Source organism: Pseudomonas sp. FP597, assembly GCF_030687435.1.
GTDB classification, from domain to species: domain Bacteria; phylum Pseudomonadota; class Gammaproteobacteria; order Pseudomonadales; family Pseudomonadaceae; genus Aquipseudomonas; species Aquipseudomonas lactucae.
The window spans coordinates 5683466-5695547 of record NZ_CP117432.1 but is presented as its reverse complement, the minus strand read 5'-3'; the positions used below and the strand labels follow the sequence as shown (position 1 = coordinate 5695547).

The 12082-nt window shown below is 60.7% G+C and carries 11 protein-coding genes; 5 read left to right on the top strand and 6 right to left on the bottom strand.

Annotated features, from left to right (window positions below):
- Positions 1 to 4: 4 nt before the first annotated feature.
- From PSH66_RS26065 to PSH66_RS26055, 3 genes are all read left to right on the top strand, one after another.
- Positions 5 to 1660 carry an acyl-CoA dehydrogenase family protein gene (locus PSH66_RS26065; protein WP_305427927.1) on the top strand — a complete coding sequence of 552 codons (1656 nt, stop codon included), beginning with the start codon at positions 5 to 7 and terminating at the stop codon, positions 1658 to 1660.
- A 90-nt stretch (positions 1661 to 1750) separates the two neighbouring features.
- Positions 1751 to 3223, top strand: coding sequence for an AMP nucleosidase (gene amn, locus PSH66_RS26060; protein WP_003176267.1), 1473 nt, complete (start codon positions 1751 to 1753; stop codon positions 3221 to 3223).
- A gap of 71 nt (positions 3224 to 3294) precedes the next feature.
- Positions 3295 to 3930 (top strand): pseudouridine synthase, encoded by a 636-nt coding sequence (locus PSH66_RS26055; protein WP_003176266.1) that lies wholly within the window; start codon positions 3295 to 3297, stop codon positions 3928 to 3930.
- Here the strand turns inward: PSH66_RS26055 and PSH66_RS26050 are convergent.
- Together PSH66_RS26050 and PSH66_RS26045 are read right to left on the bottom strand one after the other, a co-directional pair.
- Positions 3925 to 4134 carry a DUF2788 domain-containing protein gene (locus PSH66_RS26050; RefSeq protein WP_025999909.1) on the bottom strand — a complete coding sequence of 70 codons (210 nt, stop codon included), beginning with the start codon at positions 4132 to 4134 and terminating at the stop codon, positions 3925 to 3927. The genes PSH66_RS26055 and PSH66_RS26050 overlap by 6 nt on opposite strands.
- Positions 4135 to 4268: 134 nt before the next feature.
- Positions 4269 to 4748 carry an Lrp/AsnC family transcriptional regulator gene (locus tag PSH66_RS26045; protein WP_003176264.1) on the bottom strand — a complete coding sequence of 160 codons (480 nt, stop codon included), beginning with the start codon at positions 4746 to 4748 and terminating at the stop codon, positions 4269 to 4271.
- 417 nt (positions 4749 to 5165) lie between these two features.
- Between PSH66_RS26045 and PSH66_RS26040 the strand changes: the two genes are divergently transcribed.
- Complete coding sequence (locus PSH66_RS26040) at positions 5166 to 6173, top strand: DUF6515 family protein (RefSeq protein WP_305427926.1); 1008 nt, start codon at positions 5166 to 5168, stop codon at positions 6171 to 6173.
- On the opposite strand, the gene PSH66_RS26035 is transcribed toward PSH66_RS26040, so the two are convergent.
- Both PSH66_RS26035 and PSH66_RS26030 read right to left on the bottom strand, forming a co-directional pair.
- Positions 6170 to 7063, bottom strand: a complete 894-nt coding sequence (locus tag PSH66_RS26035; protein WP_305427925.1) for a cation diffusion facilitator family transporter — start codon at positions 7061 to 7063, stop codon at positions 6170 to 6172. The genes PSH66_RS26040 and PSH66_RS26035 overlap by 4 nt on opposite strands.
- A 9-nt stretch (positions 7064 to 7072) precedes the next feature.
- Complete coding sequence (locus tag PSH66_RS26030; protein WP_042945311.1) at positions 7073 to 7492, bottom strand: hypothetical protein; 420 nt, start codon at positions 7490 to 7492, stop codon at positions 7073 to 7075.
- A 110-nt stretch (positions 7493 to 7602) separates the two neighbouring features.
- On the opposite strand from PSH66_RS26030, the gene hrpB reads away from it, so the two are divergent.
- Positions 7603 to 10113 carry an ATP-dependent helicase HrpB gene (gene hrpB, locus PSH66_RS26025; RefSeq protein WP_305427924.1) on the top strand — a complete coding sequence of 837 codons (2511 nt, stop codon included), beginning with the start codon at positions 7603 to 7605 and terminating at the stop codon, positions 10111 to 10113.
- A 69-nt stretch (positions 10114 to 10182) separates the two neighbouring features.
- Here hrpB and PSH66_RS26020 read toward each other — a convergent pair whose 3' ends face one another.
- Both PSH66_RS26020 and PSH66_RS26015 read right to left on the bottom strand, forming a co-directional pair.
- A complete protein-coding gene (locus tag PSH66_RS26020) occupies positions 10183 to 11142 on the bottom strand; it encodes a TauD/TfdA family dioxygenase (RefSeq protein ID WP_305427923.1) in 960 nt (319 codons plus the stop codon).
- Positions 11143 to 11171: 29 nt separating this feature from the next.
- Positions 11172 to 11909 carry a TSUP family transporter gene (locus PSH66_RS26015; protein ID WP_078826179.1) on the bottom strand — a complete coding sequence of 246 codons (738 nt, stop codon included), beginning with the start codon at positions 11907 to 11909 and terminating at the stop codon, positions 11172 to 11174.
- Between the last annotated feature and the right edge of the window lie 173 nt (positions 11910 to 12082).

Genomic DNA, 12082 nt, shown 5'->3' with positions numbered 1-12082 from the left:
CGTCATGAACCTGCATCAGTTCGCTGAAACCCACGACGTCACCAACCAGCCGCCTTCCCTGGACGGCACCAACCTGTATCGCATCGACTTGCCCTTGCAAGACTGGTCACGCCGTTTCGGCGCCGGCTGGGCAGAGCCGCGCATCGATGCCTACGGCGCGCTGGCCGGTGGGCCGTTGATGGCGGCCGGGTTCCTGGCGAACCAGAACAAACCGGTGTTCAACAGTCATGACCGCTACGGCCATCGTATTGATTGGGTGGAGTTTCACCCGGCCTACCATGAGCTGATGCGCACCGCCGTTGAACATGGCCTGCCGTCGCTGCCGTGGGCCCATCCGCAATCCGGCGCCCACGTGGCCCGCGCCGCCATGACGTACCTGCACAGCCAGGCCGAAGCCGGCACCGGTTGCCCGCTGACCATGACCTTCGCCTGCGTCCCGGCGCTGCGCCTGCAGCCTGACCTGGCGAAGACCTGGCTGCCGAAGATCCTCAGCACTCACTACGACCCACGCAACGTCGGCATCGCCCACAAGGCCGGTGCCACTATCGGCATGGCCATGACCGAGAAACAGGGCGGCACCGACGTGCGCGCCAACACCACACGCGCCTATCCAGTGGGGGCGGGTGGTCCAGGGCAAGCCTATGAGCTGGTCGGCCACAAATGGTTCTGCTCGGCGCCGATGTGCGACGCCTTCCTGACCCTGGCGCAGACTGACAAGGGCCTGACCTGTTTCCTGCTGCCCAGGCACCGTCCGGATGACACGCGCAACCAGTTCTATATCCAGCGCCTGAAAAACAAACTCGGCAATTGCTCCAATGCCTCCAGCGAAGTGGAGTTTCGCGGCGCAGTGGCCTGGATGATCGGCGAAGAGGGCCGTGGCGTGCCAACCATCATCGAGATGGTCGCCATGACCCGCTTCGATTGCATGGTCGGCTCCAGCGCCTTGATGCGTCAGGCGCTGACCCAGGCCAGCCATCACTGCGCCCATCGCACGGTCGGCGGCCGTGTGCTCAGCGAACAACCGCTGATGCAAAACGTACTGGCCGACCTGGCCCTGGAAAGCGAGGCCGCGCTGGCCTTGAGCATGCGCATGGGGCGCGCCCTGGACCACTTGGGCGACGAACAGGAAGCCAAGTTCGCCCGGCTGGTCACGGCGGTGGGCAAGTATTGGATCTGCAAGCGTGCGCCGGCCATGATCAACGAAGCCGCCGAGTGCATGGGTGGTGCCGGTTACGTGGAGGACAGCATCCTGCCGCGTCTGTACCGCGAGGCGCCGGTGAACTCCACTTGGGAAGGTTCCGGCAATGTGCAATGCCTGGATGTGCTGCGCGCCCTGTCCAAGGAGCCGGGCGTGCTGGAGGCGTTGTTTGTCGAACTCGGTGATGGGCACGGTGACAGGCCATTGGCGCGGCGTATCGAGCAGCTCAAGGCGGGGTTTATGGATACCCAGGATATTCAGTACCGTGCACGGCAACTGACCGAGGACATTGCCGTGGCGTTGCAGGCCAAGTTGTTGCTGGAGGCTGGCAATGCGGCGGTCAGTGATGGGTTTATTGCCAGTCGGTTGGGCGAGGCTTCCGGGCGGGTGTATGGCACGTTGCCGCGTGGTGTGGAGGTGGAAGCCATCGTCGCCCGCTCAACCCCTCATTCACCTATGTAAACACGGTCTACATTGGATTGCATTCCAACTCTGCTGTTTCGGTGAGCCCTGGATACAGGCAAGATAAAGGCCAGCACGTCAGAACACAGGATGCTTACCGTGACCGAAGCTTTTGTTGTCGTTCAAACCGCCGAAGAAGCCGTGGACCGGCTGGCGGCTCTGCATGAGCGGGCCACCGGCGCGCTTAATCAGGCCCTCAAGCAATACCTCAAGGACCGCGTCGAACCCGACGCCGCGCAACGCGCACTGTTTCGTTACCCGGAACTGCGCCTGACCTACCACTGCCACGGCGAAGTCCCACAGACCACCCGGGCGTATGCCAAGGTGCAATTGCCGGGCACCTACAGCGTTACCGTCACCCATCCTTCGGCGTTCCGTAAGTATTTGCTGGAGCAACTGGTGCCGTTGATGCACGACTTCACGGTGACGGTGGAAGTGGGCGTCAGCCAGCAAAACATTCCCTACCCGTACGTGGTGGAGCAGGGCGACGAACTGGCCGGCTCCGGCGTGACCGCCGCGACCCTGGCCCGCGTGTTCCCCAGCACCGACTTGTCGGCCGCCACCGATGGCATCGCCGATGGCCTCTATGACTGGGAAAACACCGACCCACTGCCGCTGGCGTTGTTCGATGCGGCGCGCGTGGACTTTTCCCTACGCCGCCTGGTGCATTACACCGGCAGCGACTGGCGCCATGTGCAGCCGTGGATCCTGCTGACCAACTACCACCGCTATGTCGACCAGTTCATCCTGCATGGCCTGGAACAACTGCGCAGCGACCCCCGGTTTATCCGCATGGTGTTGCCGGGCAACGTGGTGATCGACAAGAGCATGGACCATGGTGAAGCGTCCGCCATTGCGGCGGGCGTGGTCTGGCACCGCTATCAGATGCCGGCCTATCACCTGCAGGCCACCGACGGCCACGGCGTGACCTTGGTGAACATCGGCGTCGGCCCGTCCAACGCCAAGAACATTACCGACCACCTGGCCGTGCTGCGCCCGCATTGCTGGCTGATGATCGGCCACTGCGGCGGCCTGCGCCAATCCCAGACCATCGGCGACTACGTACTGGCCCACGCCTATATGCGTCGCGACGGAATCCTCGACCGTGTAGTGCCACCGAATATTCCGATTCCAGCGTTGGCCGAAGTGCAGATGGCCCTGCAACAGGCGGCGGCGAATGTCACCGGCGAAAAAGGCGAAGAGCTGAAAAAGCGCCTGCGCACCGGCACCGTGCTGACCTACGACGACCGCAACTGGGAGCTGCGCTGGGCCCAGGAACGGCCGCTGATCAACCTGTCCCGCGCCGTGGCGGTGGACATGGAAAGCGGCACCATCGCCGCGCAGGGTTATCGTTTGCGTGTGCCGTATGGCACGTTGCTGTGTGTCTCGGATAAACCGCTGCACAGCGAGATCAAGCTGCCGGGTTCGGCCAACGCGTTCTATGAGCGCGCAGTAAGCCAGCACTTGAAGATCGGTATCGAGGCGGTCGACCTGTTGCGCACCGAGCTCAACTCGCTGCACTCGCGCAAACTGCGCAGCTTCGACGAACCGCCGTTCCGCTAAGCGGTGGGGATGGTTATTTAACGGTCAGGCCACTAGCATTGTCGGTCCTGACCGTTAGATGTTCCTTTGCCATGTCCCGTCCTGCCCGCCCTGATTCGCGCCGCCCTGGCGTGAAACCTCCGCATTCCGCTGCTCGTCGTGTCGCCAAGGCGCCGCCGGCCGAGCCGAAGCTGATCCTGTTCAACAAGCCTTTCGATGTGCTGACCCAGTTCAGCGACGAAGGCGGGCGCGCGACCCTCAAGGATTTTATCGACATCCCCGGCATCTACCCGGCGGGTCGTCTGGACCGTGACAGCGAAGGCCTGTTGTTGCTGACCAACGATGGCCAACTGCAGGCGCGCATTGCCGATCCCAAGCACAAGTTGGCGAAAACCTACTGGGTGCAAGTGGAAGGCGAACCGACCGAGGAACACCTGCAACGCCTGCGCGATGGCGTTGAGCTGAACGATGGCAAGACCTTGCCCGCCGAAGCCCGGCGGCTGGACGAGCCCCAGCTTTGGCCACGTAACCCGCCGGTACGCTTTCGAAAAAACATCCCGACTTACTGGCTTGAATTGGTGATTCGGGAGGGGCGCAACCGTCAGGTCCGGCGCATGACCGCCGCCGTGGGCCTGCCGACCTTGCGCTTGGTGCGCGTGCGTATCGGCGATTGGACAATCGACGGCCTCGATCAAGGCCAGTGGAAGGCAGTGCCGGCGCGCTTATAAGGCGCCGGACTCGATCAGGCCGATCACCACGCTCTTGATGATGAACGCCGCCACGCCCAGCCCCAGTACAAAGAACAGGATGAACGAACCAAAGCGCCCGGCCTTGGACTTCTTCGCCAGGTCCCAGACGATAAAGCCCATGAAAATGATCAGGATCGTGACCAGGCCGGTCATCATCCATTCTTCGAAGAGGGCGGGGTCGATGTTGTTCATGGGGCTCTTCCGTGGGACGGGCGGCAAGTATACGGCAGCGTTGCACGCGCAACATTGATCTGGATCGAAGCGCAATCCAAATGTGGGAGGGGCAAGCTCCCTCCCACATTTGATCTTCAGTGATCTCAGGTACGCAGGTGGGTCAGGGGAAGCTCGGTACTGTTGAGCACCTGGTTGAGCACAAAGCTTGAGCGCACGCTGGTGACGCCTTCAATCCGGGTGAGGTGGCCCAGCAGCAGTTTCTGATAGTGATCCATATCCGGCACCACCACTTTCAACTGATAGTCCGCATCCATCCCGGTCACCAGGCTGCATTCGAGCACCTGGGGCAGGGTGCGGATGGCCGCTTCGAAATTCTCGAAACGCTCGGGGGTGTGACGATCCATGCCGATCAGCACATAGGCGGTGAGGCTCAGGCCGAGCATCTTGCGATCGAGCAGGGCGACCTGGCGCGAGATGTAGCCGTCGTCTTCCAACTGCTTGACCCGGCGCGAGCAGGGCGACGGCGACAGGCCGATGCGTTCGGCCAACTCCTGGTTGGAGATCCTCGCGTCGCGCTGCAATTCCGCCAAAATACTCAGGTCGTATCGGTCAAGCTTGCTCATTGGGTTGGCCTTTGTCGTAACTATTGCGATGAATTATCCATGAAGGGTTAAAAATTGCGCAAGCACTGTTTATTGACGCAATCTTCGCAATCCTCTGTCGGGCGCAGGCAGGTATCTTTATCAACAGAATCACCGCCTGGACAACAGTCCACTTACAGCGAGCCCAATCAGGCCCGTTGCGGCCGCCACCCCAGCAGGGTTGAGCCGGCCTCCAGGCTGCACACTGTCCAGAAGACGGCGTGAGGTGAGCCAACGTCAAAAGCGTTGAGCATGGACGAAGTTCTCAAGGGGTGGCCGACGGGTCGCCCCTTTCTTTTTGTCGTAAGAAAATACTTCTCGTGACTGATAACCTGTCTCAGAACCGGGCGAGGCTTTTCCAGTCTCATCTGTAAGCCCTAACCCGCAGTGAGGAAAAGCATGAAGCGCATCTGGCGTATGGCAGGTGTTGGTTTGCTGGTGGTCAGCGTCGGCGCGCAGGTGATGGCCGACGAGCGTGATAACGCACCGCGCGAGGGCCAGGGGCCACAGGGGCAGCACGAGCGGGGCCCTGAAGGTGGGCGGCGAGCGGAAAATGCGCCGCCGCGTCCCGAGCATGAACAGCCACGCCCGCAGAATTCGCCTGTTGAACACGGTGGCCAATGGCAAGCGCGTCCGCAGGGCAATGAACCGGGCCGGCCGGCACCGCAGCCGCAACCGTCGAACAACCTGCCGATCCAGGGGCGGCCCGATACCGTGCGCCAGACCCAGGAGCCGCGCCAGGGTTACTACCGCGACATTCCCCGGCGCAATGACGACAATCGGCACTGGGAGGCTGGCGGCCCAGGCTCGCGGCCTGGTCCGCGTCCGGATGACCATCGCTGGCCCGGTCGCCCCGACGGTCATGGCAACGGCTGGGGCCCGGGCCCGCAATATCGACCCGGTTATGTTGTCGACCGCTTCCCGGACCGCAACTACCGCGTGCCGTATCGCGGCCAGGACTACTTCTTTTCCGGCGGCTACTGGTACCGCCCGCAGGGGCCGCGCTACGTCGTAGTAGCGCCACCCTATGGCATCCGCGTGCATTACCTGCCGGACTATGCGCGTGAAGTGTGGGTGGGCGGAGCGCTGTTGTTTCTGGCCGCCGGGGCTTACTACAGCTACGAAGAAAGCACCCAGCAATACGTGGTGGTGCAACCGCCGGCGCAAGTACCGTCGCCCCCGCCAGCTCCGCAAGGCAATGGCTATGACGTAGTGGCCTATCCCGCCAACGGCCAATCACCGGCCCAGGTGCAGCAGGACGGTTACGACTGTTATCGCTGGGCGGCGCAGCAAAGCGGCTTCGACCCGCAGGCCGCGACTTACGCCCCCGACCCGGCGGTGGTGCAAAGCTACCGCCAGGCCCAGGGCAACTGCCTGAGCAGTCGCGGCTATCAGGTGCAGTATTAGGCCTTGTTGCCGGTGACCACTTCCCGTGGGTCGGCGTGCACCAGCACTTCGGCGCGCGGGTAGGCTTTATGAATGGCATCGGCGGCCTGGTCGCTGATGCCATGGGCCACTGACAGGGTCAACTCGCCCGGCAACTCCAGGTGCAACTGCACAAACCAATGGTTGCCCGACACGCGCGTGCGCAGGTCATGTGCACCCAATACACCCGGCACGCCTTGGGCCAGTTCCAGCATGTGCTGGCTGACGTCCGGTGGCAGTTCTTCATCCATCAGCACCGCAAAGCTTTCCCGGGCGATATGGATCGCGCTCCACAAAATATAAGCGGCAATGCCCAGGCCGAACCAGGCGTCCACCTGATGCAAACCGATGGCCGCCAGCACCAATGCCACCAGGATGCTGCCGTTGAGCAGCAGGTCCGAGCGATAGTGCAGTGAATCCGCGCGCACAGCATTGGAGCCGGTTTCGCGCACGACCCGGTGTTGCAACATCAGCAGCGCCACGGTCAGCACCAGCGAAAATATGATCACCCCAATGCTCAACCACGGCGCGCCCACCGGTTGCGGGTGTTGCAACCGTTCGTAAGCCTGCAGTGCGATCAACACGGCACTGCCCCCGATAAACATCGCCTGGGCCATGCCCGCCAACGACTCGGCCTTGCCATGCCCATAACGGTGGTCGTCATCCGCCGGGCGCAGCGCGTAATGCACCGCCAGCAAGTTCAACAGCGAGGTCACGCCATCGAGCAGCGAGTCGGTCAACCCGGCGAGCATGCTCACCGAGCCGCTGAACCACCAGGCGATTGCCTTGGTGATGATCAGCACACAGGCCACGCCGACGGAGGCGCGGGTGGCCAGGCGCAGGAGCCTGGCGTGTTCGGGACTGCTGGTCATTAACAGTCCTTACGCGGCGGGTTGCAGGCCCAGGGCGGCGAGTTGCTGCACACTGCCCTTGAACTGGATCAGGCGCGGATCGTCCAGCGGCAAGGTGCGGCCGGTTTCTTTCTGGATGATCGATTGCAGCTTGACGTTGTCGACCTGGCCGTCGGCGCCGATGGCGTCGTGGAGTTTTTCCGGCGCGACTTGTGCGGTTTTACCCGGCTCGAAATAAATCGCGCCGGTGGCGAAGTCGACGCCAAATGCAATCAGGCCAGGGATCACGTAAAACAACAGACCCACGGCATCGAGCACGGCGATGGTCGGGTCGATCTTGCCGTCGATCTGGCCACGGCGGTCCGGGTAGAAAATCGAACCACAGGCGGTGAGTTGGCTCAACAGGGTGACGGCAAGGACACCGCCGATGACACGGGAAGCGATACGCATAGAAACTCTCCTGAATTCGGTTGATACGCGACTATATAACACTGACCTTGAGACCAGCGTCGGCATCCGGCAGTTCGCCGTTATACTCGCCGCTCTGCTTTGGAGCCAGTATGAATTCGTTGCCGATCGATGATGTTTTACCCGCCCTGCGTGACGCCTTGGCGAACCGCCATGAGGCCGTGCTGGAAGCGCCGCCCGGCGCCGGTAAAACCACCCGCGTGCCCTTGGCTTTATTGAACGAGCCCTGGCTGGCCGGGCAAACCATCCTGATGCTCGAACCGCGTCGCCTGGCGGCCCGCGCTGCGGCCGAACGCCTGGCTGAAGAGCTGGGCGAAAAGGTCGGAGAAACCGTTGGCTATCGCATCCGTCTCGACAGCAAGGTCGGCCCCAACACCCGCATCGAAGTGGTCACCGAAGGCATCCTCACCCGCCGTCTGCAGGATGATCCCGCGCTGGACGGCGTGGGGCTGCTGATCTTCGACGAATTCCACGAGCGCAGCCTCGATGCCGACCTGGCGCTTGCCTTGAGCCTGAACGGCCGCGAGCTGTTTCGCGATGAACAACCGCTGAAAATCCTGCTGATGTCCGCCACCCTTGAAGGCGAACGCCTGGCCAGTCTGCTGGACAATGCGCCGATCCTGCGCAGCGAAGGGCGCATGTTCCCGGTGCAGATGCGTTGGGGCCGGCCGTACCAGCCGGGCGAATTCATCGAGCCACGGGTGGTGCAGACCATCCTCGAAGCCGTTCATGACCAGACCGGCAGTGTGCTGGTGTTCCTGCCGGGGCAGGCCGAGATTCGCCGGGTGAACCAGCAACTGGCCGACGCCCTGGGTGATCGTCCGGACGTGCTGTTGTGCCCGCTGCACGGCGAGCTGGACCTCAACGCCCAACGCGCCGCCATCGACCCGGCACCGGCCGGCAAGCGTAAGGTGGTGCTCGCCACCAACATCGCCGAAACCAGCCTGACCATCAACGGCGTGCGCGTGGTGATTGATGCCGGGCTGGCGCGGGTGCCGCGTTTCGACCCCGGCAGCGGCATGACCCGCCTCGACACCCAGCGTATCTCCCGGGCCAGCGCTACCCAGCGCGCCGGCCGGGCAGGGCGCTTGGAGCCTGGGGTGTGTTATCGCTTGTGGTCCGAGGACCAGCACGAAGGGTTGGCCGCGTATGGCAGCGCGGAAATCCTGGCCGCCGATCTTGCCGGCCTGGCCTTGCAGCTGGCGCGCTGGGGCGTCACGCCCACGCAACTGGTGTGGTTGGATGTACCGCCGCCCGCCGCCTATGCTCAGGCCCAGGATTTGTTGGTGCGCCTTGGCGCCCTGGATGAAGACAAGCTCACCGCCCACGGCCAGAAGATGGCCGAATTGCCCGCCCACCCACGCATCGCGCATTTGCTGCTGCGTGGGCAGGATTTGGGGCTGGCGGCCACGGCCTGTGATGTCGCCGCCCTGTTGGGCGAGCGCGATATTTTGCGCGGTGGTGGCGCGGATTTGCACAGTCGCCTGGCGCTGTTGTCCGGTGAAGAGCGTGCGCGTGGGGCTCAGGGCGGCGTGCAGCGGGCCAAGCAGCTGGCGCGGCAATATCGCGGCTATTTAAGAGGCCAGGCGACCCAGCCTGTGGCCGATCCAGGCCACTCGCGCTGGCTCGGCGCCTTACTGGCGTTGGCCTACCCGGACCGTGTCGCCCAGCAACGCCGCGCGGGTGGCGCCGAATACCGCCTGGCCAACGGCCGCGCGGCGCTGTTTGCAGAGGCTGACAGCCTGATGAAACAACCGTGGCTGGTGATCGCCGACCTGGGCAGCCGCCAGGGCCAGCGCGAAGAACGCATCTACCTGGCGGCGGACTTTGATCCGGGGCTGTTCGACACGGTACTCGCAGAGCAAGTGCGCAACGTCGATCAACTGGACTGGGATGAGCGCGAAGGCGTATTGCGCGCCGAGCGCCAACGCAAAGTCGGCGAACTGGTGCTCAGCCGTGAACCGCTCACCGGCCTCGACGAATCTGCTCGCAGCCAGGCGCTGGTCAACCTGGTGCGGCGCAAGGGCCTGGAGCTGTTGCCGTGGACGCCCGAACTGCGCCAGTGGCAGGCCCGCGTAATGTTGCTGCGCCAGCTGGACGCCGGCAAAACCAGTGAATGGCCGGACGTCAGCGACAAGGCGTTGCTCGCCGGCCTGGAACACTGGCTGATGCCCTACCTGGGCAAAGTCTCGCGCCTGAGCCACTTCGCCAACCTGGATATTTCCAGCTACCTGCACAACCTCTTGCCCTGGCCGTTGCCCCAGCGCCTGGACGAACTGGCGCCCCAGCATGTGAAAGTACCGTCGGGTTCATCGGTGCGTTTGGATTACAGCGAACAGCCGCCGATTCTGGCGGTGCGCTTACAGGAACTGTTTGGGCTGGCGGATACACCCCGCATTGCCGGCGGGCGCCAAGTGGTGAAGTTGCACCTGCTGTCCCCGGCGCGGCGGCCTGTGCAGGTCACGCAGGATCTGGCGAATTTCTGGCGCAGTACGTATGCCGAGGTGAAGAAGGATTTGAAGGGGCGGTATCCGAAACACTATTGGCCGGACGACCCATTGGTGGCGCAGGCAACGGCGAAAATCAAACCTAGAAAGCCTTGAGTGTTCAGGTTATTCCCCCACTGGGAGAATAACCTGACGGCTTGGAATCAGAGGTTTCTCTTGACGGTATTAGAACTCTTCTAGCGCGCCCTCACATTGTTTATGAGCGTTGAGTAAAGGCTTGTTCGGTTGGTAGTGGATACCGCAGGTGTACTCGATAAATGCATGTTCGGCGTTGTCAGGCTGGGCAATATTGTATTTCTGAAACGGCAGCATGGCGCGGCGTACCGGTGACTGATTCAATATATTCTTGAAGGTGGTGCTTGAGTCATCAGCGATCCACAGCCTCCTTACTTTTCTCTTCTGGTTGCCATCGACGAACTGATGGCGGGCATGCAGGACTCTCAGGTTATCCATGACCAGAATATCGCCTGGTTCGAGGCTGATAGAGGTCGTGTAGTTTTCGTTGGTGGAGTAGTGATTCTGGATGTAATTAAAAGCAGCATTGGCCCACTCAGGTATAAAAGCAGTGCTGTCATATCGGTAGCGAATTCTTAACTTCTCGTCATCGATTTTTTCGAAGACCGCGCAATCGATGGACAATAAGTCGTCTCGACAGTAGGTGACACTGCCACGGGTCATCAATACGTTTAATAGATCAGCGCGATTGGCAAGCAGGTCATTGTAGACTTTTTGTCCGTCCACCAAGAAGTTATCACCGCCAAACTCGGGTTTTGAAATGCACTGGAGAATGACGAACTTGGGCGGCGTGATTTTTTTTGCGCTGCCATCAACGTAAGCGATCCCATTCAAGAAGGACCCGTCGGTATGTGGGAAAAAATCGCTCGACAGTTCGCCATGGTAATCATCCCTGAAACTTTGCCAGTCCTTGTTTATTGGCTCGCCGCCGCCCACCACACCGTGCTCATCGGACTTCGTATGGAACTGAACCCGTCCAAACTTGCCGGCAATCTCTCTAAAGGCCTCCAGAGAGAGGTCATGAGGCTTGATAATGCAGTATCCATGTTCTTTAAGAAAAATTGAGATGTCTTTGGTTTCAAAGAAATCAAACTTTTTACTTATGCTCATTTCACACTCCTTGTTTTATTTGGGAATTTCTACAGGCCGTTGAAAAAATGATCGAAGATCATTTTCAAACCAAAAAAGGTCACCCCTGCTTTCAAAAGAATTGCGCCTACACGCTGCGATATACGGTCTCTGAGAAAGCCGCCCAGATACGAGCCCAGTGTGGATGCAGTAATCATGATGATGATTAGGTTTGCGTAATCCATGAACGCAAAGCCCGCAATAACAAAGGCGGCGACCTTGAGTCCGTGCAGCACGCTCATTTGCATGGCATGGGTGACAATGACTTCGTTTTTATTAATATTCATCTTCATCAGGATGGGCTGCGATATCAAACCAGTGACCGCCACGAACAGTGACAGGAAGGTTTGAAAGAAACCCACAATTGCAAAGTTCTTAAAGATAAATCCCAGGCGGGCGACGATCTTGGTCCAGGTAATCGCCAGAATGAAGAAGCCGAGAATCAGTGATAAATATTGTTCGGGAAATTTCCCAATGAAAAAATAGCCAATGAATGCCCCGACCAGGCAGCCGATAACATATTTAGGCAGGATTTCGATTCTTGCACTTTTGAAGTCAAACGCGAATCGGCTGCCGTTACTGACCATTTGAATCAGACCGTGGACCGGTACCACCGCAGCGATGGGGATGAATTGCGGCATGACTGCAAGCAGTCCAATTCCGCCGCCCACACCGATGGCCGCCGTCATGAATGACGTGATAAAACTGACGCCCACCAATAGATACAAACCATTAGAGAGTTCGAGCATTATTAATTCCTATCCAGTTGTATAAAGGTTAAGGCGTATCTCTTGATGCGTTGGTGTTCCACAGGCATACGAACGCGCTGGGATCATCAGGCGCTTTACCAAACGTCAGGTGTTGCCGGGTGATCAGGCCTATACCGTTTTTAACGCAACAAGGTATCCGCCCCTCGTTAAAC

Excerpts from the sequence above, each read along its gene's own strand:
- PSH66_RS26035 (WP_305427925.1), bottom strand. The coding sequence starts at position 7,063 with ATGACCAGCAGTCCCGAACACGCCAGGCTCCTGCGCCTGGCCACCCGC.
- PSH66_RS26045 (WP_003176264.1), bottom strand. The coding sequence starts at position 4,748 with ATGAGCAAGCTTGACCGATACGACCTGAGTATTTTGGCGGAATTGCAG.
- PSH66_RS26065 (WP_305427927.1), top strand. The coding sequence starts at position 5 with ATGAACCTGCATCAGTTCGCTGAAACCCACGACGTCACCAACCAGCCG.
- PSH66_RS26015 (WP_078826179.1), bottom strand. The coding sequence starts at position 11,909 with ATGCTCGAACTCTCTAATGGTTTGTATCTATTGGTGGGCGTCAGTTTT.
- PSH66_RS26040 (WP_305427926.1), top strand. The coding sequence starts at position 5,166 with ATGAAGCGCATCTGGCGTATGGCAGGTGTTGGTTTGCTGGTGGTCAGC.
- hrpB (WP_305427924.1), top strand. The coding sequence starts at position 7,603 with ATGAATTCGTTGCCGATCGATGATGTTTTACCCGCCCTGCGTGACGCC.
- amn (WP_003176267.1), top strand. The coding sequence starts at position 1,751 with ATGCTTACCGTGACCGAAGCTTTTGTTGTCGTTCAAACCGCCGAAGAA.
- PSH66_RS26055 (WP_003176266.1), top strand. The coding sequence starts at position 3,295 with ATGTCCCGTCCTGCCCGCCCTGATTCGCGCCGCCCTGGCGTGAAACCT.
- PSH66_RS26020 (WP_305427923.1), bottom strand. The coding sequence starts at position 11,142 with ATGAGCATAAGTAAAAAGTTTGATTTCTTTGAAACCAAAGACATCTCA.
- PSH66_RS26030 (WP_042945311.1), bottom strand. The coding sequence starts at position 7,492 with ATGCGTATCGCTTCCCGTGTCATCGGCGGTGTCCTTGCCGTCACCCTG.